23 protein-coding genes and 1 pseudogene are annotated in these 26,780 nt (G+C 38.7%); 21 read left to right on the forward strand and 3 right to left on the reverse strand.

Translation table 11 applies throughout. The features are described 5' to 3' along the window. Positions 1 to 119 precede the first annotated feature (119 nt). Positions 120 to 752, forward strand: coding sequence for a fumarylacetoacetate hydrolase family protein (locus tag QNH29_RS11285; RefSeq protein WP_283864861.1), 633 nt, complete (start codon positions 120 to 122; stop codon positions 750 to 752). A gap of 70 nt (positions 753 to 822) precedes the next feature. Here QNH29_RS11285 and ligD read toward each other — a convergent pair whose 3' ends face one another. Then, positions 823 to 1,722, reverse strand: coding sequence for a non-homologous end-joining DNA ligase (gene ligD, locus QNH29_RS11290; protein ID WP_283864862.1), 900 nt, complete (start codon positions 1,720 to 1,722; stop codon positions 823 to 825). A 65-nt stretch (positions 1,723 to 1,787) separates the two neighbouring features. On the opposite strand from ligD, the gene QNH29_RS11295 reads away from it, so the two are divergent. Next, positions 1,788 to 2,744 carry an ATP-dependent DNA ligase gene (locus QNH29_RS11295; protein ID WP_283864863.1) on the forward strand — a complete coding sequence of 319 codons (957 nt, stop codon included), beginning with the start codon at positions 1,788 to 1,790 and terminating at the stop codon, positions 2,742 to 2,744. A gap of 62 nt (positions 2,745 to 2,806) precedes the next feature. Here the strand turns inward: QNH29_RS11295 and QNH29_RS11300 are convergent, their stop codons facing one another. Next, on the reverse strand, positions 2,807 to 3,670 hold the full coding sequence (locus QNH29_RS11300) for a YhcN/YlaJ family sporulation lipoprotein (protein WP_283864864.1): 864 nt from the start codon (positions 3,668 to 3,670) through the stop codon (positions 2,807 to 2,809). A 437-nt stretch (positions 3,671 to 4,107) separates the two neighbouring features. Between QNH29_RS11300 and QNH29_RS11305 the strand changes: the two genes are divergently transcribed. The 5 genes from QNH29_RS11305 to QNH29_RS11325 all read left to right on the forward strand — a co-directional run bounded on the left by QNH29_RS11305 (position 4,108) and on the right by QNH29_RS11325 (position 9,016). Further along, the gene (locus QNH29_RS11305) at positions 4,108 to 4,509 is read left to right on the forward strand and encodes a hypothetical protein (protein WP_283864865.1); all 402 of its coding nucleotides are present in this window, start codon (positions 4,108 to 4,110) and stop codon (positions 4,507 to 4,509) included. A gap of 90 nt (positions 4,510 to 4,599) precedes the next feature. Next, positions 4,600 to 4,815, forward strand: coding sequence for an aspartyl-phosphate phosphatase Spo0E family protein (locus QNH29_RS11310; protein WP_283864866.1), 216 nt, complete (start codon positions 4,600 to 4,602; stop codon positions 4,813 to 4,815). Between the two features lie 118 nt (positions 4,816 to 4,933). Then, on the forward strand, positions 4,934 to 5,566 hold the full coding sequence (locus QNH29_RS11315) for an SIMPL domain-containing protein (protein ID WP_283864867.1): 633 nt from the start codon (positions 4,934 to 4,936) through the stop codon (positions 5,564 to 5,566). 177 nt (positions 5,567 to 5,743) lie between these two features. Further along, positions 5,744 to 6,991 carry a S1C family serine protease gene (locus tag QNH29_RS11320; protein ID WP_283864868.1) on the forward strand — a complete coding sequence of 416 codons (1,248 nt, stop codon included), beginning with the start codon at positions 5,744 to 5,746 and terminating at the stop codon, positions 6,989 to 6,991. A gap of 66 nt (positions 6,992 to 7,057) precedes the next feature. Next, positions 7,058 to 9,016, forward strand: a complete 1,959-nt coding sequence (locus QNH29_RS11325) for a peptidoglycan D,D-transpeptidase FtsI family protein (protein ID WP_283864869.1) — start codon at positions 7,058 to 7,060, stop codon at positions 9,014 to 9,016. A gap of 189 nt (positions 9,017 to 9,205) precedes the next feature. Here QNH29_RS11325 and QNH29_RS11330 read toward each other — a convergent pair whose 3' ends face one another. Continuing rightward, positions 9,206 to 10,234, reverse strand: coding sequence for a LacI family DNA-binding transcriptional regulator (locus QNH29_RS11330; protein ID WP_283864870.1), 1,029 nt, complete (start codon positions 10,232 to 10,234; stop codon positions 9,206 to 9,208). A gap of 510 nt (positions 10,235 to 10,744) precedes the next feature. Here QNH29_RS11330 and QNH29_RS11335 point away from each other — a divergent pair. The 14 genes and pseudogenes from QNH29_RS11335 (at position 10,745) to QNH29_RS11400 (ending at position 26,774) form a co-directional block, all read left to right on the forward strand. Continuing rightward, complete coding sequence (locus tag QNH29_RS11335) at positions 10,745 to 12,430, forward strand: alpha-amylase family glycosyl hydrolase (RefSeq protein ID WP_283864871.1); 1,686 nt, start codon at positions 10,745 to 10,747, stop codon at positions 12,428 to 12,430. Positions 12,431 to 12,442: 12 nt separating this feature from the next. Then, the gene (locus QNH29_RS11340) at positions 12,443 to 13,741 is read left to right on the forward strand and encodes an ABC transporter substrate-binding protein (RefSeq protein WP_283864872.1); all 1,299 of its coding nucleotides are present in this window, start codon (positions 12,443 to 12,445) and stop codon (positions 13,739 to 13,741) included. Between the two features lie 102 nt (positions 13,742 to 13,843). Further along, a complete protein-coding gene (locus tag QNH29_RS11345; RefSeq protein WP_283864873.1) occupies positions 13,844 to 14,713 on the forward strand; it encodes a carbohydrate ABC transporter permease in 870 nt (289 codons plus the stop codon). Continuing rightward, positions 14,713 to 15,567, forward strand: coding sequence for a carbohydrate ABC transporter permease (locus tag QNH29_RS11350; protein ID WP_283864874.1), 855 nt, complete (start codon positions 14,713 to 14,715; stop codon positions 15,565 to 15,567). The genes QNH29_RS11345 and QNH29_RS11350 overlap by 1 nt, the downstream gene beginning before the upstream one ends. Positions 15,568 to 15,596: 29 nt before the next feature. Beyond that, the gene (locus QNH29_RS11355; protein WP_283864875.1) at positions 15,597 to 16,655 is read left to right on the forward strand and encodes a zinc-dependent alcohol dehydrogenase; all 1,059 of its coding nucleotides are present in this window, start codon (positions 15,597 to 15,599) and stop codon (positions 16,653 to 16,655) included. A 73-nt stretch (positions 16,656 to 16,728) separates the two neighbouring features. Beyond that, positions 16,729 to 17,523 (forward strand): sugar phosphate isomerase/epimerase family protein, encoded by a 795-nt coding sequence (locus QNH29_RS11360; RefSeq protein WP_283864876.1) that lies wholly within the window; start codon positions 16,729 to 16,731, stop codon positions 17,521 to 17,523. A 15-nt stretch (positions 17,524 to 17,538) separates the two neighbouring features. Further along, positions 17,539 to 18,573 carry a Gfo/Idh/MocA family protein gene (locus tag QNH29_RS11365; protein ID WP_283864877.1) on the forward strand — a complete coding sequence of 345 codons (1,035 nt, stop codon included), beginning with the start codon at positions 17,539 to 17,541 and terminating at the stop codon, positions 18,571 to 18,573. Further along, entirely contained in the window at positions 18,570 to 20,792 is a 2,223-nt protein-coding gene (locus QNH29_RS11370; protein ID WP_283864878.1) for a glycoside hydrolase family 65 protein, read from the forward strand. Before QNH29_RS11365 ends, QNH29_RS11370 begins: the two co-directional genes overlap by 4 nt. 11 nt (positions 20,793 to 20,803) lie before the next feature. Then, positions 20,804 to 21,475: a beta-phosphoglucomutase gene (pgmB, locus tag QNH29_RS11375; protein WP_283864879.1), complete on the forward strand. Its 672-nt coding sequence runs from the start codon at positions 20,804 to 20,806 to the stop codon at positions 21,473 to 21,475. Between the two features lie 66 nt (positions 21,476 to 21,541). Then, complete coding sequence (locus QNH29_RS11380; RefSeq protein ID WP_283864880.1) at positions 21,542 to 22,696, forward strand: glycerate kinase family protein; 1,155 nt, start codon at positions 21,542 to 21,544, stop codon at positions 22,694 to 22,696. Positions 22,697 to 22,944: 248 nt separating this feature from the next. Then, a pseudogene (locus tag QNH29_RS11385) lies at positions 22,945 to 23,201 on the forward strand (transposase); the annotation flags it as partial. A gap of 213 nt (positions 23,202 to 23,414) precedes the next feature. After that, a complete protein-coding gene (locus tag QNH29_RS11390) occupies positions 23,415 to 24,167 on the forward strand; it encodes an NAD-dependent epimerase/dehydratase family protein (RefSeq protein ID WP_283864882.1) in 753 nt (250 codons plus the stop codon). Between the two features lie 96 nt (positions 24,168 to 24,263). Then, complete coding sequence (gene uxaC / locus QNH29_RS11395; protein WP_283864883.1) at positions 24,264 to 25,700, forward strand: glucuronate isomerase; 1,437 nt, start codon at positions 24,264 to 24,266, stop codon at positions 25,698 to 25,700. A 75-nt stretch (positions 25,701 to 25,775) separates the two neighbouring features. Continuing rightward, positions 25,776 to 26,774 (forward strand): LacI family DNA-binding transcriptional regulator, encoded by a 999-nt coding sequence (locus QNH29_RS11400; RefSeq protein WP_283865605.1) that lies wholly within the window; start codon positions 25,776 to 25,778, stop codon positions 26,772 to 26,774. The last annotated feature ends 6 nt before the right edge of the window (positions 26,775 to 26,780 follow it).

A 26,780-nucleotide genomic window follows, 5' to 3' on the forward strand; every position in this document is an offset into this window, starting at 1 on the left:
TATAGGGCTAAGGTTCTTTATTTGCATATGGATTATAGGTATGACACCATGTAGTAGACCGCATTAGATACGGTCAATTGGTGAAAATTCAAAGAGAATATACTTACTGAAAATGAGGGATGGTCTTGAACAAGGTAAATAACATTTATTGTGTTGGTCGAAACTACGCAGCACATGCCAAGGAACTACAAAATGAAGTACCCACTTCTCCCATGCTATTTTCTAAACCTACCCATGCCTTGGCAAAAGCTGCTGGTCGGGAAGTTTCACTCTCTGGCAATCGTGGATCTATTCATTTTGAAACGGAAATTGTCATTAGAATAGGTAAACCATATGAACAGGGGATAAAACTAGAGGATATAATAGACAGTTTTACGATTGGCATTGATTTCACGCTAAGGGATGTCCAAAATGAACTCAAGAAAAAAGGACATCCATGGCTGTTAGCAAAAGGGTTTCCTAACTCAGCCATTGTCAGCAAGTTTATTCCCTTTCCTGGGATAGAGGAAATGAAGAAGATTGACTTCATTCTTCAAAAAAACGGGGAGACTGTGCAGCAAGGCAATATCAAAAATATGCTTTTTGATTTACAGACAATTATCGACTTTACAGCCCTAAACTTTGGATTAGGTGAGGGAGATCTAATTTATACGGGAACTCCTGAAGGTGTTGGCCCCGTAAATGACATGGATCATCTAACTTTATTTTGGGGAAATTCCGTTCTAGGTGAATGTTTTATTAAGTTAGAATAAAAAACTATGCAACAGGCTCTTGAAATAATCCCTAAGGCCTGTTTCTTATGTATTACTAACAGAATCGCCCTTAAACATCGTTTCTTTCAATAAAACTGAGAATATCATCTAGTGGATGATAGAGTTTTTCTGTTGTGACCGGATTAAACAAATCCCCCATTTTTTCTATCCTATTCTTGATATTTAGTATAGTAAAGTCTGTCGGCTTAATACCTGTTTCTACCTCTTCCCAAGTTAGAGGAGTAGCTATGGTTGGATTTGATTTGGCTCTAGCAGTGTAAACCACTGGCATCGTCCGTCCTTTCCATAGCTGCAAATAATCAAAATAAAGTTTATTTCCTCGCTTCGAAACGACACGTTCAAGGGTTATGTGCTGCGGCATTTGCTCAGCAAAATACTGAGCAATAAAGGTATTTATTTTTCTGGTTTGTTCAAATGTATAATTGGGCTGAATTGGCACAAATACTTGCATACCGGATGACCCTGATGTACGAGGAACCGAGGTTAAACCAAGTGATTCCAAAAGTTGCTTTAACTTAATTGCTACCTCTAACACAATATCAAAGCTATTATCCTCGGGAGGATCTAAATCGAATACCATTTCCAGCGGATAATCGGTTTTATCGTGACGATCAAATGGAACATGAAATTCAATACCACCATAGTTTGCAGCCCAGACTAAGGTGGCGCGATTATTTAACAATATTCGCTCCTTCTGTTTATAGAGTGTATGGCTAACCCATGCTGGCGCCGTCTGAGGAAGTGATCTTTTTTCAATTTTTTTGCCATGTATTCCGTTAGGATAAACCCAAATCATTAATAATCGTTCTTTAGCATGCTGGATTAGATAAAATGAAACATCTAGCAAATACTGAATGTAATCCATTTTTGTAATGCCTTGATTTTCCCAAATAACCTTCTCAGGATGCGTAATTTCAATATGATGCCCATCAACCTCTATTTCTCCCACACGTAAAACCCCCTGTTCTACTCTATATTTTCAGTGATTATGGTTAAAACTATGTATTATTTACAATGGGGGAGATCAAGCTGGAACCGATTTTTGCAATGGAGCCTGTTAGCAGTGATACTATTCCGACAGAGGAGGAATGGATCGCACAAGTTAAATGGGACGGTGTTAGAATTCTTACCTATTCTGACAATCAAGAAGTACGGCTTTATAATCGAAAAAAGAATGAACGGACCTTTCATTTTCCAGAAATTATACCCATTCATGAATACTGTTCCAGCACTTCCGTGATTTTAGATGGAGAAGTTATCTCTTTAGGAGAAGATGGAAGGCCATCTTTTCAACAAGTGATGAGGCGAGATGGTTTGCGGAATTTAGAACGAATAAAAATGGCTGCAGAATCTATCCCAATTATATATATGATTTTCGACGTGATTTACTTGGATGGCGAGTGGATTCATAACAAGCCGTTTCATGAAAGAAATCAAATACTTGGTGACATCATCACTCCTAATGGACATATTCAGCTAGTTCCCTCCATGACTGAGGCTGAAGCCTTATTTCATGCTATTAAGGAACAAGGCATGGAAGGGATTATTATGAAAAGGACCAGTTCCCCGTATTCAATAGGAAAAAAGCGGGATGACTGGCTTAAAGTAAAAAATTATCGAGATATTATTGCTGTCATTGGAGGTTTTACTTTAGGGTATGATACTGTTAATTCAATCCTCCTCGGCTTATATGATCATGAAGGGAACCTCCATTATGTGGGCCATACAGGGACTGGAAAAATGACGGTTAGTGGTTGGAAAGAACTAACGAAAGAATTAAGGGTATTGGTGACAGGTCAACATCCTTTTAACAAGACACCTTCACGCCATGCTCATGCCACCTGGGTACGACCAGTAAAGACGGTTAAGATAAAATTCGCTGAGTGGACAGAAGGCGGGGCTATGAGGCAGCCAAGTATTGAAGGTTTCATTGAGGTTCCTCCTCACGAATGTATGTTCGAGAGAACCTAATTTTTTAATTGAAACGGGAAAACTGCCGATTCGTGAATTCGACAGTTTTTCCCATTGGATTATTAATCAAAGAACCTTCCGACAGTATCGGTAAAATCATCCCAGATACCATCTCTGTTTCGGCCATTTTGAATATCATTGGTATAAGTGTTCATTTGTGTGTAAAAATCGTTATCGTATGAAACATACACTTTGTGAATATTTTTGTCAGCTGCCCTAACTTGGTCAGCGATTCTTTGTTCTAGACGATTGGATACTTCTTTATAGTTGGTACCGCCTGTTCCATTGTTACCATTCATATTCGTGCCATTTCTGCCTGTATTACCCGTATTGCCCATATTTGTTCCTGTTCCATCATTACCATTATTACCGGTGTTTGTGTTATTTCCAGTTATACGGTCAGTCCCAGCACCTGTATTGTTTCCGTTAATTGCGCCAGCCCCAGTATTTAAGTTGTGATTCGTAGTGCCGGTTATCCCAGAGTTAGTATAGTTTCCTGTAATCCCGGTATTCCCAGTATTTGTGAGATTACCATTATTTTGGGTATTGCCAGCATTATTGCCGTTTCCACCCCTGTTATTCGTTGTATTTGTTCCCGTGCCCGCACGATCACCGGTAGTATCTCGCTGATTGTTTAACTGGACAGCCACGTAGGCATCGTTATTGCGGATGATTACATGAGCTTGATCCACTTCTCCTAAACGTTCTACATTATTTGCTGCACGCGTTGAAACCCTTAAATTTTGGTTCGAAACATTTCTTCCGGTAATACCATTGTTATCATTGTTTCTAACATCGTTTCTAACATTATTTACCCCTAAATTTCCACCGTTGTTATCGCCGCCTGCATTTTGATTATCTCCGGCACAACCCGTTAAACCGATGAGAGTAGAGGTTAAAACGAAAGTAATCAAGCCTTTTTTCAAGTTTTGTCAACTCCTCAAAAAATTATCTTACAGATATATCGTGGCTTATCTGAGTCGAACTATTCTGGTTCAGAGATGACAAAAAATAGCTTAAAAGGAAAAACCGTTGATTTTCCCTCAAATGAAAATCAACAAATGATTAACCTTTAATAAATTAACAAAGTTTATTTAGTTCGTATATTTATCAATCTTAAACTAGATAATAATAATGCGGAGATTATGGATTAACCCTATATACCTTTGCTAAAGGATAGTTTTCATAAGAGCGGTCAAGCTGTCTTTCCATACTATAAATGAAAAAACGAGAACCCCGGTTAGTGTGACCGTGGTTATTTTATTTTTTAGAGGTTAATCATTTTTTCTATTATTTTTTTGCACTTTCACCAAGTTTTCACCAAACTCTACTAAACTTAATCCATCAAAAGGAGGAGAAACAGATGAATACTAAAGTGAAAAAAAGTATTTTCTGGGTCGCACTGATTACACCAATGGTTTTAGGAGTCTACTTTCTTTTTGGAGGATATAGTGCACTGGCATCTGGATCACATGGACATGGTCGAGGAGGAATGGGACACGGTGGAGGCTTCGGAGGTTATCAGGTAATGAACGGGGCACACCATGGAGGATTTTCCTGGATCGCATTCCTATTAATCCTAATTGTTGGGATTGCTTTGGTAGTTCTATTCGTAAAGTGGCTGAGAAAAAAATCAAAAGCTTCTGCGATGAAACAGTTTATCTATACATCTATTATTACTACACCTAAACCAATCATGAACCAGACTACGAGTATTTTGGATCAGTGGGAAAAAAATTTAACAAATAAAAAGAACAATTATTAAAATGGGAATTTTTAAAAGAATTAAAAGGATTGCGAAGGCTGATATTAATGAAAGGTAAGCACTATGTTAGGTGCTTACTTTTCAGTATCTATGGAAAGAATCGTTTACTTCATGATTAAACAAGAAATGATAAAAAAAATCGAGTTAAAAAGGAGTCATTTAATTCAGGCGGCTTGCCAACATGGATTTACCTCACCGCTAACCATCAAGTATAGTGAAGAATTGGATCATCTCCTCAATCTATATGCTAAGAAACAAATAATAGTTTACAAGGAACAAAAAATAACAGCCTCTAATAACACATAGAGGCTTAATTTATGCCGAAAACAGTTACAAGTTTTAACATTTTGTTCATAATTTGGTAACAAACTTTGGACATCCTATCATCGTAATACCCAAACTATTTTTAGGAGGAATATAAAAGATGAGAAAGATGTACATGACATTTGCCATTGCCTTATTGTTTGGACTTTTCGGTTCTTCCCAGACTTATGCTGCAGCGGAAGGAAAATCAGAAGTACACGGCCATGGTCATTTCAAGCACAATCCTGAGTTTATTAAAAAGAAGGCAGAATCACTGGGGATTGAAACAGAAGGAAAAGACACAGAGACCATTGCAAAAGAAGTTAAGGAAACAATAATTAAACAAAAGGCTAAGGAACTGGGGATTGACAGTAATGGTAAAGACCTTGATTCATTAGCGAAGGAAGTATGGGAAACCGAAATAAAAAAGGAAGCAAAAGAGCTGGGAATCACGACGGAAGGGAAAGAGCTACATAATCTAGCTAGAGAAGTCCGTGAAACCCAAATTATAAAAGAGGCAAAAGAGCTGGGGATTTCTACTGATAATAAGGATCTTCACACCATAGCACACGAAGTCCGGGAAAAAAGGATATTCCAAGCAGCAGAGAAGTTGGGAATAGAAACAAAAAATAAGTCTGCTGAAGAACTTTTTAAAGAAATCATGACAAACCATGCAGATAAGGCAAAGGAGCTAAATCTATTTCCTCATAAAGGCGGTAAGGTGCACTTCTTTGACAAGTCAAAAGAAAATTAATTTGTGAATAAATAGGGTAGTAAAATGGCTACCCTATTTTTTTCTTTTTTTTATGCACCGTCAAAAAATAGCCGCTAAAGGTTCTAGGTCTATTACATTATTATTAATATTTTATTCATATCTTGGGGGTATCATGGTTTTAACAGAGAAAGTTCAATCATTGAGGAGGATATTAAAATGACTGATTTTAATAGATATAATACAAATTTGTTTGAAGAAACTGCGAAAACAGCAAAACCCAAAAAGTGGCGGGGAGTTTTAGCAACGGTGAGTGCTGGCGTTATTGGTTCGATGCTAACCATGGCTATCCTTCCTTATTCGGATCAGATAGAAAGCTTGTATTCTACGGTTGAACAAAAAGTTTCAAATCAAACCGAAAGTAGTAGTAATAATTCAGATCAAGTAATGGCACAGCAAACTACAGCAACTAATCTATCTGATACTTCAGGTTCCATGGCAGACATGGTAGAGGAAGCTTCCAAAGCTATTGTAGGAATTGTAAATAAACAAGCACAAGACAACTATTATCCAAATACTGGTAGTTCTGAAACCGTTGAAAGTGGCAATGGAACAGGAGTTGTTTTTAAGATTGACGATGACAGTGCTTATATTGTGACAAATAATCATGTGATTGAAAATGCAACTGAGCTTGAAATCACTGTCTCCGGTGGGGAGAAGACAACGGCTGAAGTGATTGGCGCAGATGTCCTTACTGACTTAGCCGTATTAAAGATTGATGCAAAATATGCAGCCACTAAATTGGATTTTGGCGATTCTAGTACTCTAAGAGCTGGTGATTCCGTCTTAGCGATTGGAAATCCGCTTGGTTTAGACTTTTCCAACACTGTAACCCAAGGAATCGTGAGTGCTGTTAACCGAACTGTTGCCGTTTCTACTTCTGCTGGAGAATGGGATTTAAATGTTATTCAAACCGATGCTGCCATTAATCCTGGAAATAGTGGTGGAGCCCTGATCAATACTTCTGGTCAAGTAATTGGCATTAATAGTTTAAAAATCTCAGAGGATGGGGTAGAGGGATTAGGATTCGCGATTCCAAGTAATGATTTAATACCAATTATTAATGAAATTATGGAAAAGGGACAAGTGGAGCGCCCTTATATTGGAATTGGATTAGCCAGTTTAGAAGAAATACCTTCGATGTACTTGCAAAATCTTCCCCAAACAATTGAAGGCGGAGCAATGGTAACAAATATTGATTCGAATTCAGCTGCTGCTCAAGCGGGCCTTAAAGTACAAGATATTATTACATCTATTAATGATAAGACGATAACAAGTTCTGATAACCTAAGAAAATACCTATATTCTGAACTTGAAGTAGGTGACACTGTGTCCCTGGGCGTATACCGTGGGGCTGAAAAAATGACCATCAAATTAACACTATCAAGCAGTAATTCTATAAAATAGGTTATTAAATTGTAGGGAGCTATACTGAGCTTCCTTTTTTATACGTCTTACGGAAGGAGAGCAAGAATGATAGAGAAGAAGCGAAACAAACTACTCTATTCTCGGATACGTATTTTATTCATTATTGTCATTTTACTATTTTCCATCTTGATTATACGCTTGGGCAAAATACAAATTGTACAGGGGGAAGAATATAGAGCCGAGAGTAAAAAAACTACAAAAACAGTCTATTCTTGGAATACCCCCCGTGGGAAAATCTATGATCGTAACGGAAATGTGTTAGTTGAAAACGAGCCTATTTATACGTTAACCTACACAAATCCTTCAAACAGCTATTCCCAGGAGGACAAACTAGATTTAGCCAACACTTTAGCTGGAATCATTACTATGACAACAGATAATGTTACAGAGCGGGATAAAAAAGATTACTGGGTATTAACGAGAAAACAGGAAGCTTATGCAAAATTAACGAGCGAAGAACAAAAGAACCTAGATGATAGTGAAGAATATCAACTTATTCTAGAGCGTATTACCGAACAAGAATTAGCAAGTATACCACCAGTTGAAATGGAAGTACTGGCTATTAAAAGAGAAATGGATGTAGACTCATCTTCAGCAAATCGAATCAAATCTGGATTAACAATTCAAGAAATGGCCATAGTGAATGAGCGTTTAGAGGAACTTCCGGGAGTAGAGGTAAAAATTGATTCCGAACGTAAATACGTTTATGGTGACACCCTCCGCCAGTTATTTGGCAATGTAGGACAAATTCCCGAAGAAGAAGCAGAATCGTACAAAAGTGATGGATATGCATTGAGTGACTTAGTTGGAACCAGCTTTCTAGAACAGCAATACGAAGAAGTGCTGCGTGGAACAAAAGAAAAACAAACCTTTGTTGAGGATATAACAGGGAAGATCTCTGACGTAAAGGTAACTGCAGGGGAACCCGGAAAAGATGTGGTTTTGACCATTGATTTAAAGCTTCAACAAGAGGTGGAAAAAATCATTGAAGAAGAATTAAAAAAGGCCGAAGGTGCTGAAAGTGCTTACGTCGTAATGAGCAATCCTGCTACAGGTGAAATTTTAGCGATTGCAGGGAAAAAAGAATCGGATAATCAACTAAAAGATGAATTATATGGAGCAATTTATAACTCTTATGCCATGGGATCAGCCGTAAAAGGAGCAACGGTGTTAACAGGGTATGAAACAGGTGTTATCTCACCGGGGGATACATTTGTCGATTCTCCTATAAAAATTAGTGGAACACCTATTAAAAAATCTTACGTCAATATGGGGACGATTAATGATTTAACTGCACTTGAACGGTCTTCCAATGTTTATATGTTTCATATTTCGATGAAAATAGGAGATTATGATTATGCAAGAAAATTAGGATTTAAAAATCCGGAGAAAGCTTATGAGACGATGAGAAGGTATTTTGGTCAATTTGGCCTTGGGGTAGAAACAGAAATCGACTTACCAAATGAAGCAACAGGATATAATGGCGGGGTACAAAAATTAGGGAACTTAATGGATTACGCCATTGGTCAATTTGATACGTATACTCCACTTCAACTACTTCAATATGTATCAACTATTGCCAATGACGGCAAGCGAGTTCAGCCTCATTTCATGAAGGAAGTGCGTGAACCAAGTAATGAGAATGGTAATTCTGAAGAAGTTATTGAAGAATTCCAAACCAATGTATTAAATACCGTTGATATGGACCTTTCCTTTATTGAACGGGTTCAGAATGGATTTCATCGAGTTATGAACGGAAATCAGGGAACCGCAACATCTGCCTTCAAAGGTGCCGTCTATGATCCGGCCGGAAAAACGGGTACAGCTCAAGTTTCTGATGGAAATGGAGGCTACAACTATAATTTAACCTTAGTCGGGTATGCTCCATATGAAAATCCGGAGGTTGCCATTTCAGTGGTCGTTCCTAATGTGGAAAATGATAGTAGTGGTATAAATAAGACAATTGGAAGAAAGATTCTTGATTTTTATTTTCAGAATAAGTAATAATAGAAAAGCTGCTATCTTTTATTAAAGAAGGACCTCTCTAACTTTAGATATAGATTATTATGAGTAGAACAAGGTAGGTAGTGATTAGTATACCACTGTTTGGAATATAATTGTTATTTTTTAACAATATTATGTAAATACACAAAAAGTCAACGGATAGTAAAAATCCATTGACTTTTTATAATTTTAACTATTATAGGTATATCTTTTGAGAACGGAATCTCGAATAACTTTTTCTGTCTTAATGATCGTATTTACTGCCTCAGGCTTCTTTTTTCTAATGATAGAAAATAGAAGGTTTGCCCCTGTTTCTCCTATCTTTCTAACCGGAATTTCTATACTAGTCAGGGAAGGAGTCAGGAAGGGATTGAAACTTGAATTACTGTAACCGACTACGGATAGATCTTGTGGAATGGAAACGCCAAGTTCTGTTGCGGTTTTATAAATGCTCATGACTTTTAAGTCATCTGTGGCCAACACGGCTGAAGGGCGATTACCTCCCAATATCAGCTTCCTAGCTGCAAGGCTGCCTGCTTCGACATTGTACCCGCCGTCAATCATCCAATCTTCCCGAACTGGCATTTGATGATCCTCCATACAGGCTTTATAGCCATTTAGACGATCCATAGAAACATGGTATTCAAGTGGAGAGTGTACACAGGCAATCCGCTTATGGCCTTGTTCTATTAAATATTTTGTTAACTCATAACTATCATGATAGTTATCGGTATCTACTGAAAATATATTCTTATAATTTCCTTCGACTTTACCAATGACGACAATTGGAATACTAAAAACGTCAAGCTGTTTGAATAATTCTTCATTGGTAGGCGAACTTAACATAATGATTCCTTTGATCATTTTTTCTTTAATTTTGGTAATGCACTTCTCGAGTTCATCCCTGCTATTTTTAGCGGTTTGCAGGATGACATCAAAATTTTCTTCCTCCGCCTTTTCTGCTACTGTCTGGAGGATTTCTGAGAAAAAAGGATTGTTTGATGTAGTTTTTGCAGACCTGGAGACCACCATGATTGCATCAAAACTGGAGGAAAGAGCTCTGGCCAATTTACTAGGCTGGTAATTCAATTCTTCAATTGCTTTCATGACACGATTTCTGGCATCTTCAGAAATATTGTTCTGATTATTCAATACGCGAGATACGGTCGATTTTGAAACATTTGCAGCCCGCGCAATATCATATATCGTATAGCCCAATGAAACTCCTCCTCTAAAAAAAAGATATATAAGATTCAAACGAATCACATTGAAATTTTATTAGTAAATTAATATACAGATTATATGGTTGAAATTCAAATCAATCAACAACAAGTTATTAGTATTTTACTATTAAATTTCTTAAAAGTAAATTCTGCACAAAATTGGTTGACATGAAAGGTGTTCTGTAATATATTTAGCACGTGGGAGCGGTACCAATGATTTAAATCTATTTTTTTAGTGGATTTGGGAGCGGTACCAAATAAGCCTATTTCTATTTTTTCTAAATTGGGAGCGGTACCACCTTAAGTGAATTTACTTTTCTAGTATAATTTACACAATGGTATCAATGAGCTCTTTATATTTTTTTATGTTTCTGGGAGCGGTACCAATCTTGACTACACAAGTTTTTTTAAAGGGAAAATCAATTTATGAAACTATCTTTCTATGATTTATTAACTAGGTACTTTTTTTTATCTTTAATGGGAGCGGTACCAACAAGGAGGAACTATGAAAACGATTAAAGAAAGACTTTCATTTATTTATGAGGATCATGATATTGATTCACTTTGGACAAGCATTGAGGAGCGTATGGCGAAAACAAAGGCGCTGCCTCTTAAGGAAAGGAAACAGAACTGGGATCAACGAGATGTTTTCCTGATTTCATATGGCGACCAATTTCAGGAAAGCAACCAACCTACTTTAAACACCTTTAAAAAGATGTTTGATAAATACTTAGCAGATAAGTTTGAAATTGTTCACTTGCTTCCTTTTTATCCATACTCCTCAGATGACGGTTTTTCCGTTATTGATTACAAGAAAGTAAATCCTGACTTGGGCGATTGGGAGCACATATCTGAGCTTTCAAAGTCTGCTAGGATTATGTTTGATGATGTGTGTAACCATATCTCTGCCAAGAGTGACTGGTTTCAAGAATTTCTAAAAGGGAATCCGGAATATGAAAATTATTTCATTGATATGGATCCAACGATTGATTTGAGTGCGGTTACAAGACCAAGGGCTCATCCACTGTTAACCAAATTCATTTTAGATAATGGAAAAGAGAAGAATATTTGGACAACCTTCAGTGAAGATCAGATTGACTTGAACTTTGCTAATCCTCAAGTGTTACTCGAGATGATTGACGTATTGCTCTTTTACATTGAGCAAGGAGCAGAATATATTCGGTTGGATGCAATCGGATTCTTGTGGAAAGAAGCTGGTACAACAAGTATCCATCTCGAAAAAACACATGAAATCGTGAAGATTTTCCGCTCCATTGCGGATGAAGTTGCGAAGGGGACAGTGCTCATTACGGAAACAAACGTCCCACACATAGATAATGTTTCTTATTTTGGAAATGGTAATGATGAGGCACATATGGTTTACCAATTCCCACTGCCGCCACTTGTTCTTTATTCTATCCATAATGGTAATGGAACGGCACTTTCGAAGTGGGCTAGGGAGCTTCCGCCAACTGGGCTGGATACAACCTTTTTCAATTTCCTCGCATCCCATGACGGGATTGGAGTAAATCCGATTCGCGGAATTATTCCGGAAGAAGAGATACTGTCTATGATCGATGATTTACAAAAAGAAGGGGCATTGGTCAACTATAAGAAAAATCCAGATGGGACCCAGAGCCCATATGAAATTAATGTCACTTATCTTGATGCGTTAAATCTACAATCTGATGATGATGATCTTCGTGTAAAAAGGTTCTTAGCTGCTCATTCGATTCTGTTGGCACTACCTGGTGTACCTGCTATCTATGTTCAAAGCATATTAGGTTCGCGGAATGACGTTGAAGGCGTATCAAGGACAGGGATGAACCGCTCGATCAATCGCCAAAAATACAATATGGACGACATTGAAAATGAGCTTAACAATCCGGAAACTTTACGGAATAAAGTCTTCACTGAATTAACCAACATCATCGCAGTAAGGAAAGAAGAAACTCTATTCCATCCGAATACGAGAATGGAAGTCCTTGATTTCGGAGAGAAGGTGTTTGCTTTTAAACGGGTAAATGATAAGGAAGAAAGCCTTTTAGCCATCACTAACCTAACCAATGAATGTATTGAATGTGACCTAAAAGGAAGCTTTTTTGATACTATTTCAGGTGAAAATATAAATTGTAATCATTCCATTTCATTAAAACCATATCAGTTTGTTTGGCTGAAGCCAGCTAATTAGGAGGGAAGAGCAATGATAAAAAGGGGATTGTTGGTATTCATTGGGTTGCTTGTCGTAGCAGTGTTAACTGCTTGTGGCAACGGAAATGAAAATGATGGAAAGACAACAATCGAATTTATGCATTCATCTGTTGAACAGGAACGGCTGGCTGTTATTAATAAATTAGTTGCAAAGTTCGAGAAAGAAAATCCAGATATTAAAATCAGGCAAGTTCCAGTCGAAGAAGATTCTTATAATACAAAAGTTGTAACGTTGGCAAGTGCAGGGGTGCTTCCTGCAGTCATTGAAGTAGGACAAGATTATGCAAAAGTAATGGATAAGGACGAGCTTATCGACAAAAATGCTGTAAAAAGTGTTCTCAATCAAGTAGGTCATGATCATTTTTATGAGGGTGCATTGAAATTAGTAAAAACAGAAGATGGCAAAAGTTTCACTGGGTTACCAATCAGTGGTTGGGTTCAAGGCATTTGGTACAACAAAGAAATGCTTGCTTCTCAAGGATTTGAAGAACCGAAAAGTTGGGATGAAGTTTTAACGATAGCAAAGGAATTTACAGACAGCAGCAACAAAAAGTACGGAATTGCCTTACCAACTGTTGAAGGTGGATTTTCTGAGCAATCATTTTCTCAATTTGCCCTTTCAAACAATGCAAATGTCCTAGATCGGGAAGGCAATCTCAATATGAATTCTTCAGAAATGAAAGAGGCACTGACTTTCTATCAAGAATTAGCAAAGTACACAATGCCTGGCTCTAACGATGTAACCGAAGTTAAGGACGCCTTCATGAACGGATCAGCACCGATGGCGGTTTATTCAACCTATATCCTTCCAGCTGTATATGAACAAGGTAATTCAGCAAATATTGGTTTTGCTATACCAACTGAAGATACAAGAGCTGTTTATGGAACTGTATCTGCACTGACTATTTCCTCTGGTTTGGAGGATGTACAAAAAACAGCAGCAAAGAAATTCGTTGAATTTATGGCACAACCGGAAAATATGACCAGTTGGGTATTAATGTCACCCGGTGGCGCCCAGCCAGTTAGCGAACTCGTTGTCGAGAATGAAGTGTATCTTGCAAACGATGTTGTGAAATCCTTTGGTGAGCTTTCAACTGAAATTGCAGCATCTTTCAATGATATTCAAGTGTTTGGATTAGTTGAAGGAAAAAACTTCCTAAAAATGGGGGATATTACGAGCTCAGGCGCTATTCCTAAATTAATCAATGCTATAACGGTTGGTGAAAAGAACGTTAAGAGTGAACTGAAAAAAGCTGATAAAGCTATTTCGGAAATTTTAGAAGAAATATAATGGGAATATAGGGGGTCTCATGCAAAAAGATCCCCTCCTACTAACAATCTTAAAAAAACAATACTTGAAATAAAACATTTCATTATTCCTTAGGGGGGTACCATGAAAACCATTAAAAGGGAGAAATCAGATTTAAAATTAGCAATGGTCTTGCTTTTTCCAAGTATCTTCTTGGTGCTGTTGCTTGTTGCGTACCCGATGATCTCCAACATCCAGATTAGCTTCTTTGATCAACCAATAAACCAGAGATTAAGTGCAACCTTTGTTGGTATTAAAAATTACATTTCAATTCTGTCAGATGGAGCGTTTTTTCAATCATTAGGCATTACTCTTTTATATATGATTCTCGCCGTGGCAGGTAGTACGGTTCTGGGATTGGGCGTAGCCATGTTCTTTAATCGGCCATTTAAATTCCGGAAACTTTCCAGGTCCTTAATCATTTTGTCTTATGTTACACCTTCCATTTCCTTGGTGTTTGCATGGAAATATATGTTCAATAATAGTTATGGTGTGGTGAACTACTTAGTTGTAGACGTTTTTAACCTGGCTGACAAGGCTCCTCTTTGGTTTGATAATCCGGTCAGCAGCTTTATTCTAGTTGTAATCTTTGCTATTTGGAGATATTTTCCTTATGCGTTTATTTCCTTTTTAGCAATTCTTCAAACGATTGATACATCTATCTATGAAGCAGCAGAAATTGACGGGGCATCTGCTTGGGAAAAATTTAAAATTGTTACCCTGCCGGCCATTATGCCAGTGCTTATCACAGTAATAACATTGCGTTCGATTTGGTTATTCTATATGTTTACTGATGTTTTCCTACTTACAAACAAAGTGGACATTCTGGGGATTTACTTGTATAAAACAGCATTTGCCTTCAATGATCTTGGCAAAGCGGCATCCATTTCAGTTATTCTATTTATCATTTTATCCCTTGTAATTATGGCAACACGAAAGCGGGTGAAATACTAATGGCAATGGCCAGAAGTAAAAAGAATCAGGCAATCAAGACAGTTGGATTTTACACGGGGCTAATCGGCCTGTTAACGATTTCCCTTTTTCCATTTTTCATTATGCTGATGACATCCTTTAAGTCTACAGAGGAAGCGGTTTCAACCAGTCCGACGCTTTTTCCAAAAGAGTGGACGTTCAAGCATTTTATCGATATTTTCAATCCGGATATTTTTCCATTTTTATCGTATTTTAAAAATAGCTTAGTTGTCTCGTTAACGGCATCCGGACTAGCTGTTCTCATCGCAATCTTTGGTGCTTACGCTCTTTCTAGACTGAAATTTATGGGGAGAACAACGATCAATGCAAGTTTTTATACGGTGTATATGTTTTCAGGTATCTTGCTAGTTGTTCCATTGTTCAAAATTATTTCCGGACTTGGTCTGTACAATACGAAAACAGCGTTAATCATTACGATGATCGTTCAGACACTGCCAACAGCAATTTTTATGTTAAAGAGCTATTTCGATACGATTCCAGAAGACTTGGAAGAGGCAGCTAGTATTGATGGTTTAAATCGTATTCAAATTATTTTCAAAATCATTATCCCATTATCTTTATCTGGGATTATCTCAGTATTTGTTTATTCCTTTATGGTTGCATGGAATGATTACTTGTTTGCCTCGATTTTCTTGTCAGACTCGTTGAATTTCACTTTGCCTATCGGATTGAACACATTATTCAGTACACCAGATTATGTTTGGGGTCGGATGATGGCAGCCTCACTAATCACCGCACTCCCAGTTGTGATTATGTACTCGATTTCTGATTACTTTATTAAAGGTGGCGCAACTGAGGGCGGAGTAAAAGGATAATACATTTAATTGAAAGAGGTTATAAAGAAATGAAAAAACTAATTGCTGCAGCACCAAGAGAGGCTGCATTGGTGGAATATGAAGATCGTCAAATTAAACCGAATGAAGTCAAAGTTAGTGTTGAATTTGCCTCTCCTAAGCACGGGACGGAAGTAGTAGATTTCCGCGGAATCACTCCGTTTATGGATGAGGATTTCAATGAAGAATGGCGCATGTTTATGCCCCGCGCGGAAGGTTCAAAACCAGGGATTGTGTTTGGTGAATTTCAACTTGGAAACATGATCGTTGGTAAAATCGTCGAAGTCGGAAGTGAAGTAACGGATTATCAGCTAGGAGAAACGGTTTGCACGTACGGTCCCATTATGGAAACTTTGATTGTGAATGCCGTTGATAATCACCGTCTGCGTAAAATGCCAGAGGGTGGAAAATGGCAAAATGCAGTTTGTTATGATCCTGCACAATATGCAATGGCAGGGGTTCGTGATGCCAATGTTCGTGCTGGAGATTATGTAGTGGTTGTCGGATTAGGCGCTATTGGTCAAATTGCGGTACAGCTTGCAAAAAGAGCAGGTGCAAGTATTGTTATTGGGGTTGACCCATTGGCAAATCGATGTGATATTGCTCTACGCAATGGTGCTGACTACTGTCTCGATCCAACTGCTTGTGATGTTGGTTATGAAGTGAAGAAGCTCACCAATAAAATGGGCGCTGATTCTATCATTGAAACAAGTGGAGTTGCTGCTGCACTTCAAGCAGCATTAAAGGGAATTGCCTATGGCGGAATTATTTCTTATGTAGCCTTTGGTAAACCACTTCCCGCAGGATTGAACTTTGGTCGTGAAGCCCATTTCAACAATGCGAAGATTATCTTCTCTCGAGCGGCAAGTGAGCCTAACCCGGATTATCCACGTTGGAACAGAAAACGTATTGAAGATACTTGCTGGGAATTGTTAATGAACGGTTATCTAAATTGTGAGGATATTATTGATCCTATTGTTCGCTTTGAAGAAAGTGCAGAAGCTTATATGGAATTTGTCGACCAACGTCCGGAGTTAAGCATCAAGATGGGAATCGAATATAAAAAGTAATCATGAGTGCCGCCTTTAATCAGGCGGCCTATCCATAGTATGAACATCAATCGCTTTCATGGAGGAATAGACGATGAAACTCGGAACGCAAAATCAAGCATTTTTTCCAGAGAATATTAAGGAAAAGTTCCAATACTTAAAGGAAGTCGGATTCGATGGCTTTGAAATAGATGGAAAATTTTTAGTAGATCATCTTGATGAAATAAAAGAAGCGATTGCGGAAACAGGAATACCAGTTTATACCGCATGTGGTGGATATACTGGCTGGATTGGGGACTTTATTGAAGAACGCAGGTTTAATGGTCTGGCTGAAATCAAACAAATTCTTGAAGCGCTACAAGAAGTAGGTGGAAAAGGAATTGTTGTTCCAGCTGCTTGGGGAATGTTTACCTATCGCCTTCCACCAATGGCTTCACCTAGAAGTCAGGCAGGAGATCGTAAGGCTGTAACAGAATCTCTTGTTTATCTTGACAAAGTGGCGGAAGAAACAGGGACGACGATTTTCCTTGAGCCATTGAACCGCTATCAGGACCATATGATTAATACACTGGCTGATGCCCGCAGTTATATTGAAGAAAATGGATTTAAGAATGTAAAAATCATTGCGGATTTCTATCATATGAACATTGAAGAAGATGATATTTCTGAAGCATTGCACAAAAACCGAGACTTAGTCGGTCATATCCACCTTGCTGATAACCATCGTTTTCAACCAGGCAGCGGTTCTCTCGACTTCAAGAAACATTTTAACACCTTAAAAGAAGATGGCTATGAAGGTTTTCTAACCATCGAATGCCGTGTCAGAGGAAACGACCTTGAAGCTGAATACAGACGGGCAGTCAAACATCTTAGAGAATCCTTACGTTAAAAGGAGGATACAACATTGAAAAAGAAAGTTGCGATTATTGGAGCAGGACAAGTAGCTGAAAAAGTCCATGTTGCCTATTATCAAACAAGAGAAGAACTAGAAATTGTCGCAGTTGTTGGTCCAAATCCTGATAAGGTGAAGGAATTCGCTGAGAGAAATCATATTCCACATTTTTATACGGATGCAGAAGAAATGTATGCAGCTGAGAAGCCGGATATTGTGAGTATTTGTAGCCCAAACCGATTCCATTGTGAGAATGTTCTACAGGCGATTGCCCATGGCTGCGATGTGATGTGTGAAAAACCGCCAGCTATTTCTGCTGCTGAAGCAAAGGAAATGAAAGAAGCAGCAGAACGAAACCATTGTTTGCTTGCGTATGATTTTCATCACCGGTTTGCAGAGGATGTTGCCATTCTTCGTGAAAAAGTCAAGGACGGTGTCCTGGGTGATGTCTATGTGACGAAAGCAAAGGCTTTGCGCCGTTGTGGAATCCCAGGATGGGGAACTTTTACAAATAAGAAAGTTCAAGGCGGTGGCCCTCTTATTGATTTGGGGGCGCATATGCTCGACGCAGCCCTCTATGTACTTGGATTCCCGAAAATCGAGAAGGTTACGGCTAAAATGTATCAAAAGATTGGAACGAAAAAATCAAAAGGTACTCTCGGAGAATGGGATCCTGCTAAATTTGAAGTTGAAGATTCCCTGTTTGGATTTATCGAACTTGAAGGCGGCCGCTTGTTACAAATTGAAACATCCTTTGCCTTAAATATAAAAGAAGACTCAGTGATGAACGTAGAGTTCTGTGGCGACCAAGCTGGTGCGACACTTTTTCCTACCCAAATCTATACAGATGAAGGAGGCGAGCTTGTTTCGCTTTTGAACAGAGAATTGGCTGATCCTGATCGCCATCAGAAAAGCATGGAAGCATTTGTGGACCGCTGCTTGGGCAAGGATGTCATGGTGGCAGATGGAAAGCAAGGATACGTCATCCAACAATTAATCGAGGCGTTGTACCAATCTGCTGAAAAAGGTGAAAGTGTATCATTATGAAAACTAAACAAGTAATATACGACAATTATTTTGATCTACACTCTCTAAATAAATACTCAAGTGTTATGGCTTTAGGAAATGGATATTTAGGTGTCCGTGCAGCACATGAGGAGAACTATACAGGTCAAACCCGCGGGATGTATGTGGCAGGTGTCTATAATAAAGCAAGTGCAAATGACACGTCAGATCTTGTTAATTTACCCGACATTTCTGGTATGTTGATTGAGATTGACGGAAAGATTTTTTCCATGCTGGAAGGAGATGTGCTTTCTTATCAGCGAGCTTTAAGATTAGAAACAGGTGAGCTAAGACGAGAGTTCATTTGGAAAGACAAAACAGGGGCACGTTTCCAATTTGTTTTTCAACGTTTTGTTGCCAAGAATCAGTTACATTTGCTTGCATCGAAGGTAACAGTTACAAGTTTGGACCAGCCAGCGAGAATTAAGATTATTACCGGAATTGATGCTCAGCAGACAAACTTTGGGAAACAACATTTAATAGAAGAAAGTGTCCGGGTTTTTAACGAAGAGATCCTTCAAGGAGTGTATCAAACGACGGAAACCGGAATTACGATTGCGATAGCGGCCAGCATACATGCTCCTGAGGGAAGCCGTATTTCTTTTTCCGCAAAAAACCGCCAATTGAATGCAGCGATTGTTCAGGATATCGAAAAAGAAGAGCCATTTGTTTTTGAGAAAATCGGAACCGTTTACACTTCGCTCGAAATTGCAAATCCGGAAAGTGCAGGTTTAGCAGATCTTGAGGCTAATAGCTTGCTAGGTTATGAGGCTCTGCTTGAAAAGTCTACTAGTGCATGGCAGGAGTTTTGGTTGCAAAAGGGCATTGAAATTCAATCTACAGATGCATTCGACCAGACCGCTATGGATTTTGCTCTCTATCACATGGAGATTATGACGCCTGCTCATGACGAGCGTTTCAGTGTCGGTGCCAAAGGGTTAACAGGGGAAGGATATAAAGGGCATGTCTTTTGGGACACCGAAATTTTTATTACTCCTTTTCATCTGTTCACAGAGCCAGAAACCGCGAAGAAGCTTTTGCGTTACCGGTACCTCCATTTGCAGAAGGCAAAGGAAAAGGCGGCCCAAAACGGATATGAAGGTGCGTTATTCCCATGGGAAAGTGCATTATCTGGAAAAGAGGAAACACCGGAGTTTGCAGCGATCAACATACGGACAGGAACTCGACAAAAGGTAGCCTCTGCACTAAGTGAGCATCATATCGTTGCGGATATTGCCTTTGCAGTTGTTCAGTATTTCCAAAACACATTAGATGAAGAGTTCATGAAAAATGAAGGCCTTGCACTGCTTAAAGAAACGGCACAGTTTTGGATTAGCCGTGCAGTAGAAGAAGGTGACAAGCTTTCCATCAAAGATGTAATCGGGCCGGATGAGTACACAGAGCACATTGACAACAATGCCTATACGAATTACATGGCGTACTACAATGTAGAACAAGCCCTTTATTTTATCAATCAATTCCACGATGCTGACGAACAGTTTGTCAGCCGAGGAAAGGACTTTTTGAACTGTTTGTATCTTCCAAAGCCTAATGAAAACAAGATCATTCCGCAGGATGATACCTTTTTATCGAAGCCTGAAATTGACTTGACCCCGTATAAACAAACACAGGGAAGTCAGGCAATTTTGCTGGATTATTCGCGTGCTGAGGTCAATGAAATGCAGATTTTAAAACAAGCAGATACCGTTATGCTGCTGTATCTATTACCGGATCTGTTTCCAAAAGAAGTTGTCGCGAAGAACCTCTATTATTACGAAGAGCATACGATTCATGATTCTTCGCTCAGCAAGGCAATCCACGCGATTGTTGCAGCCCGGTGCGACGACGAGGAAGCAGCTTACCGATTCTTTAAGGAAGCATGCTTAATCGATTTGGGGCCAAATCCGCATTCTTCTGATGAGGGCATCCACGCAGCCTCTTTAGGCGCTATTTGGCTGACTGCCATGTTTGGTTTTGCCAATATGTCACAGGTTGCGGAACGCCTTACTTTTAACCCTAAGTTACCGAAAAACTGGTCGGAACTGACCTTTCCACTTACTTATCAGGGGCGGAAACTTACTGTTAAGATGACTCACGAGCATTTTGAGATTACGAAGCTATCAGGGCCCGATTTAGATATTGAGATTAACGGTAGGGAATATCGTTTGAGTGACCGGGTTGAAGATGAAATTAAGAAATAGGGGAATGAGATATGGAAAAAAACCGTATAGAAGCAGTTGTTTTTGACCTGGATGGAGTGATTACCGACACGGCGCATTATCATTTCCTTGCATGGAAGCAGCTTGCAGAAGAAGTGGGAATTACGATTGATGAGGTATTTAATGAGAGACTGAAAGGCATCAGCCGCATGGATTCCCTTGAGTTAATTTTATTAGAGGGCAATCGGGAGAATGATTTTACCTTAGCAGAAAAAGAAGAAATGGCAACCAAAAAGAATCTGCACTACTGTGAGTTCTTAAAGGAATTATCACCAGAGGCAGTTTTGCCGGGCATTCTAGAATTAATTGCTGCGATCAAAGCTGAGGGGATTTCAATTGGACTTGCTTCCGTTTCAAAAAATGCAGAGACGGTATTAAAGGCGCTTCAGTTAGAAGCAGCATTTGATTACTGTGCAGATGCAGCCAAAATTAGCAAATCAAAGCCAGATCCAGAGATTTTCCTTACAGCCTGCAAAGGACTTGGAGCCAATCCAGCCTTTTCAATTGGTATTGAAGATGCCCAAGCGGGGATTCAAGCGATAAAAGCTAGCGGCATGTTTGCAGTTGGCGTCGGCGATTATCTGGAAGGTGCGGATTACAAGGTCGAAGCCACATCTCAACTTGATTGGGAGATAATAAAAGAAAGATATTTCGCTAGATTATAATTTAAATAAGCCTGTAGACAAATGTTTACAGGTGTTTTTTATAAGAAAAAGAGGGGGAGCAGGCAGTTGAATATTTTAGTTGCAATGGATTCTTTAAAGGGAAGCTTATCATCTGTCGAAGCAAATAAGGCCATCGCTGAAGGATTTTCAGCCATTAATTCAGATTTTAATATTGTGACGGTGCCAATTGCTGATGGTGGCGAGGGTACCGTAGAGGCGCTAGTACATGCGACAAATGGACAATTTATTGAAAAAATTGTTACAGGACCCTTAGGGCAACCGGTGAACGCACGATTCGGAATTTTAGGGGACAAGAAGACTGCAGTTATTGAGATTGCGGAAGCATGTGGATTACCATTATTATCTGTTGAGAAGCGTAATCCTCTGTTAACAACTTCCTTTGGTGTCGGGGAACTTATTTTAGAAGCGGTGGAACAGGGCTGCCATGATATTATCATCGGTCTTGGCGGCAGTGCCACCAATGATGCTGGAGTTGGAATGCTGCAGGCACTAGGGTATCAATTTTTTACTCTAGAGGGTGAACTTGTTGGATTTAGCGGAGATGAGCTAAAGAAAATTGCAAGGATAGATACGAGCGCTGTTCCCGATCAGGTGAAAAACTTGAAGTTTCGTGTTGCTTGTGATGTAAATAATCCGTTATATGGCTTGAATGGTGCGGCTTATATTTATGGGCCACAAAAAGGAGCAACACCAGAAATAGTAAAGGAATTAGATGATGGCCTTCGGAATTTTGCTGCAGTGGTTTGGGAACAGGTGGGTAAGGATTTGCAGCAGATACCAGGAGCGGGTGCTGCCGGTGGGTTGGGAGCGGCTTTTGCAGGTTTCTTAGGTGCTGAACTGGAATCCGGTGTACAGCTGATACTTGATTACGCGAGGTTGGAGGAAAAGCTACAGGGAGTGAACCTTACGATTACAGGTGAGGGGAAACTTGATGGTCAAACGTCAATGGGTAAAGCCCCGGCAGGAATTGCAGATCTTTCCAAAAAGCATGGAATACCTGTTATTGCGCTTGCTGGAGATATATCAGAAGGAAATCCTTCCCTGCATGAGTCAGGAATCACCTCGTACTTTACCATCGTGAGCGGGCCTGTTGACTTAGAAACAGCAATTAATCCAGAAGTAACCAGGTTAAACTTAAGGCGAACAGCAGAGCAAATAGGCAGGTTTTTAATAAAGTTTGATTTTCAATTGATTCATTAAAAAAATATGCTCCTTTATGTTACTTCAAAACACAATGTGGTGGTCAATCAAAATTTCCTTTCGAATTAAGACTCATATTAAAATAAGCTCTATCAATAAAAAAATAACATTCATCAGCTTGTTTTTCTAAATAAACTAAAAACTTTAAAGGATAAAGTCCATATAATTGTGTAAAAAGAAAGAGTCATTTTATTCACTCTTGGCAACACTGTTTTCAACCACGATAAACAATGAAAAGAGGAATTAAAATGACTCAGTTACAGTTTAACCTAGATTTAGACCTTTTAAAAGAATCTGTTATCAATTCTAATCTGGATATGGTGATTAAATCAGCGATTGTCTTAGTCATTAATGAAGTCATGGAAAATAAAAGGGACAATTATTTGCGTGCGGCTTCTTTTGAACGGTCTCCAGACCGCCGAGACTACCGAAACGGCTACTATGAACGTGAATTGATTCTAGGTATTGGAAACTAAAACTAAAGGTACCAAGGACCAGAAATGGTATAAATAAGTCAATTGGAAGAAAGATTCTCGATTATTATTTTCAGAATAAGTAAATGTATGAAAGAGCTGCTCCGAATATAGAGCAGCTATTTCCACGTGTTGTATTTACTTTTTTCTTTTCACAAAAGGGATATCTTCTTTCGTGAACGGAAATTTTAATAAAGAAAAGCGTTAACCTAAATAAAGGAATTAACTCCAACGGAGGAAAAACAATGAAAAAAAAGGTAACCATCATAGGCGGGGCTGGGACAATTGGAACGATTTTATACAAAGGGCTCCGTGACAAATATCATATCGTTATCCTAGATAAAAATGTTCCTGAGCATTCGGACGAATTTGTAGAAGTTGATGCCACTAATTTTAATATGCTACTAGAGAGCATCCCGAAAGATTCCGAGGCCCTTATTAATTTACTTACCATAAAAACTGAAAATGATTTAAACAATGTCCAGGAGTTCCATAAGATGACCAATATTCACTTTATTTCTTCTTTCTATGTGTTACATGCAGCCATAACATTAGGAATTCCTAAAGTAGTTTATGCAAGCAGTAATCATACAACTGATTATTATGAGAAAAACGGGTTTTCATCATTAGGCAGGGAGATCAACACCAATGATTTTCCTTCATCCCGTGGACTTTACGGGGTTTTAAAATTTGCTTCTGAAAATATTGGTCAAATATTGGCTCTGCAGACAAACAATCTTTCAATCATTAATTTGCGAATTGGAAGTGTACATCCGGATGAGGAAAAAGCAGTGAAAGAAGATGAACGTCTACTTCGGACTTTGTTGTCTCATGAAGATACAGTTCAGCTTTTTGAAATAGCTCTTCAGTCAAGCGTTAGGTTTGGAACCTATTATGGTGTTTCTGATAACCCTGGTAAACCTTGGTCAACGGAAAGTGCCATGCGAGAGCTTGGCTTTATTTCAAAGGTTAATTCAACAGACATTGAAAAATGTTAACGTTAACATTCTCTGTTTACATTGGTCCACGAAATTGTTAGACTAAAAGTAAGTTAATTTGTTAACGTTAACATTTTAAAAATAGGATGGTGCAGAATGGGAAAATTTATGGATGAAAACTTTTTACTGAAAAATAAAACCGCAATCACTTTATTCCATGATTACGCAAAAGATATGCCAATTATTGATTACCACTGTCATTTAAGCCCGAAAGAAATCTATGAAAATAAAAAATTTAAAAATATTACGGAAGCCTGGTTGTATGGTGACCATTACAAATGGAGAGCCATGAGGGCGAATGGAATTGAAGAAGAATATATCACTGGTGGAGCAAGTGATTATGATAAATTTCTTGCTTGGGCAAAAACCATCCCGATGACCATTGGTAACCCTTTGTATAACTGGACCCATTTAGAATTACAACGTTTCTTCGGAATTTATGATATTTTGAATGAACAAAGTGCCCCGACTATTTGGGAAAAAGTAAATGCTAAATTAAACGAGGAAGGATTTCGTGTCAGGGATTTTATTAAAAATTCAAAGGTAAAAGTGGTTTGTACCACAGATGACCCGATCGACAACCTTGAATACCATCTAAAGTTAAGAGAAGAAAATGACTATTCAGTAAGTGTTGTACCAGGTTTCAGACCGGATAAAGGATTAGAAATAAATCGAGAAGGCTTCATTGATTGGGTGGCTAAGCTTGGAGAAGCTGCAGAAATTGATATAAATAATTATGAAGATTACCTTGCTGCACTTGAATCACGCGTTCATTTTTTCCATGAGGCAGGCGGGCGAGTGTCAGATCATGCTTTAGATTCTATGGTATATGAAGAGGCGAGCTTTGAAGAAGTGGCTGAAATTTTTGCTAAAAGAACGTCTGGCAGTGTGATTTCTCTTGAAGCAGAAAAGAAGTTCAAAACGTTCACGTTAATTTATCTTGGGAAGCTATATGCAGAGCTCGACTGGGCGATGCAGTTCCATATCAATGCTCACCGTAACAATAATAGCAGGATGTTTAAGATTCTTGGTCCCGACACCGGTTATGATTCTATTAACGATGACCAGATTGCAAAGCCGTTAGTAAAAATTCTCGACGCGTTAGAGCAGGAAAACAAGCTTCCCAAAACCATTATTTATTCTTTAAATCCAGCCGATAATGTGGTAATTGCAAGTATCATTAATAGCTTTCAAGACGGCAGGACTCCAGGGAAAATTCAATTCGGTACAGCTTGGTGGTTCAACGATACAAAGGAAGGTATGCTTGAGCAGATGAAGGCATTGTCTTCCGTTGGTCTTTTCAGCCGGTTTATCGGAATGCTTACTGACTCAAGGAGTTTCCTATCTTATACAAGACATGAATATTTCCGGAGACTGGTTTGTAATTTAATTGGAGAATGGGTTGAAAACGGTGAGGTTCCATGTGATATGGATTTACTTGGAAATATCGTTCAAGGAATATCCTATCACAATGCTAAAAATTATTTTGATTTTCAGGAAACAGCAAAAGTCGAACATATCTCTAATAATTAATGGATAAGAGCTGGCGGGGCGGGGCAGATAAGGTATAATGAACGAAAATAGAGAATGCAAAAGGAAGGTCAGACAATGGTTACGATTAAAGATATTGCTAAATTGGCCAACGTATCTCATACAACTGTTTCTAGGGCACTGAATAACAGCCCTCTTATCAAAGAGCCAACAAGGAGAAAAATCCTTGAAATTGCTTCCCAGCTAAATTATTCACCAAATTATAATGCCAAAAGTCTGGTTATGCAGAAGTCTCATACGCTTGGTTTATTTTTAACCAGCATCAGTAATGGGACTTCCGCAAGCTTTCTTGCTGATACAATTAAAGGTGTAAATAGTGTCATTACCCAAGAATATAACTTGTTTATCCGTGGCATCGATGATTATCAGGATTTTTCGAGTATTAATCCACAAAGATTTGACGGAATTATCGTGATGAGCCAAAGTGTACGAGATCATGCTTTTATTTATCATGTACTGCAAAAAGAAATTCCTCTTGTTGTCCTTAACAGAGAAATTGAGGAAGATTACATCATCAACATTTTATCCAACGATACAGAGGGATCAAGACAAGCTGTCCAGTATCTGATTGATTGCGGACATACAGACATCGCAGTTATTGAAGGAATTCCAACCTTTAAATCTACGCAAATGCGTAAGGACGGTTACCTTACTGCGCTGATTGAAAATGGCATTTCGATTCAACCTGAGTATTCCGTGAGCGGAAATTATGATATGGAAAGCGGATATCGGGGAATGGAAAAATTACTTTCCTTAAGCAAGCCTCCGACAGCCGTTTTTTGTTCAAATGACGATATGGCCATTGGTGCAATGAATGCCGTGTTTGCTAGTGGATTGAATGTCCCGAATGACATATCCATTATTGGGTTTGATGACATTGGTTTTGCCCAGTATACAACACCAAAGCTAACAACGGTAAAACGACCGGTAGAACAAATCAGTATACTAGGTGCGAAAAAAATCCTATCACTGGTAACAGGCCAAGAAGAAAAAACCGAAAAAGTCTTTACCAATACAGAACTAATCATAAGAGATTCGGTTAAGAAGAGAGGTTAGTTTTAA

It is taken from the genome of Neobacillus sp. DY30 (assembly GCF_030123065.1).
In the GTDB taxonomy this organism is placed as follows: domain Bacteria; phylum Bacillota; class Bacilli; order Bacillales; family Cytobacillaceae; genus Neobacillus.

What these genes read in the sequence shown, in the direction of transcription:
- QNH29_RS11285 (WP_283864861.1), top strand. Translation starts at nt 120, where the DNA reads ATGGTCTTGAACAAGGTAAATAACATTTATTGTGTTGGTCGAAACTAC.
- QNH29_RS11360 (WP_283864876.1), top strand. Translation starts at nt 16,729, where the DNA reads ATGAAACTCGGAACGCAAAATCAAGCATTTTTTCCAGAGAATATTAAG.
- QNH29_RS11320 (WP_283864868.1), top strand. Translation starts at nt 5,744, where the DNA reads ATGACTGATTTTAATAGATATAATACAAATTTGTTTGAAGAAACTGCG.
- QNH29_RS11305 (WP_283864865.1), top strand. Translation starts at nt 4,108, where the DNA reads ATGAATACTAAAGTGAAAAAAAGTATTTTCTGGGTCGCACTGATTACA.
- QNH29_RS11350 (WP_283864874.1), top strand. Translation starts at nt 14,713, where the DNA reads ATGGCAATGGCCAGAAGTAAAAAGAATCAGGCAATCAAGACAGTTGGA.
- QNH29_RS11310 (WP_283864866.1), top strand. Translation starts at nt 4,600, where the DNA reads ATGGAAAGAATCGTTTACTTCATGATTAAACAAGAAATGATAAAAAAA.
- pgmB (WP_283864879.1), top strand. Translation starts at nt 20,804, where the DNA reads ATGGAAAAAAACCGTATAGAAGCAGTTGTTTTTGACCTGGATGGAGTG.
- QNH29_RS11370 (WP_283864878.1), top strand. Translation starts at nt 18,570, where the DNA reads ATGAAAACTAAACAAGTAATATACGACAATTATTTTGATCTACACTCT.
- QNH29_RS11345 (WP_283864873.1), top strand. Translation starts at nt 13,844, where the DNA reads ATGAAAACCATTAAAAGGGAGAAATCAGATTTAAAATTAGCAATGGTC.
- QNH29_RS11315 (WP_283864867.1), top strand. Translation starts at nt 4,934, where the DNA reads ATGAGAAAGATGTACATGACATTTGCCATTGCCTTATTGTTTGGACTT.
- QNH29_RS11400 (WP_283865605.1), top strand. Translation starts at nt 25,776, where the DNA reads ATGGTTACGATTAAAGATATTGCTAAATTGGCCAACGTATCTCATACA.
- QNH29_RS11295 (WP_283864863.1), top strand. Translation starts at nt 1,788, where the DNA reads ATGGGGGAGATCAAGCTGGAACCGATTTTTGCAATGGAGCCTGTTAGC.
- QNH29_RS11335 (WP_283864871.1), top strand. Translation starts at nt 10,745, where the DNA reads ATGAAAACGATTAAAGAAAGACTTTCATTTATTTATGAGGATCATGAT.
- QNH29_RS11340 (WP_283864872.1), top strand. Translation starts at nt 12,443, where the DNA reads ATGATAAAAAGGGGATTGTTGGTATTCATTGGGTTGCTTGTCGTAGCA.
- QNH29_RS11325 (WP_283864869.1), top strand. Translation starts at nt 7,058, where the DNA reads ATGATAGAGAAGAAGCGAAACAAACTACTCTATTCTCGGATACGTATT.
- QNH29_RS11390 (WP_283864882.1), top strand. Translation starts at nt 23,415, where the DNA reads ATGAAAAAAAAGGTAACCATCATAGGCGGGGCTGGGACAATTGGAACG.
- uxaC (WP_283864883.1), top strand. Translation starts at nt 24,264, where the DNA reads ATGGGAAAATTTATGGATGAAAACTTTTTACTGAAAAATAAAACCGCA.
- QNH29_RS11355 (WP_283864875.1), top strand. Translation starts at nt 15,597, where the DNA reads ATGAAAAAACTAATTGCTGCAGCACCAAGAGAGGCTGCATTGGTGGAA.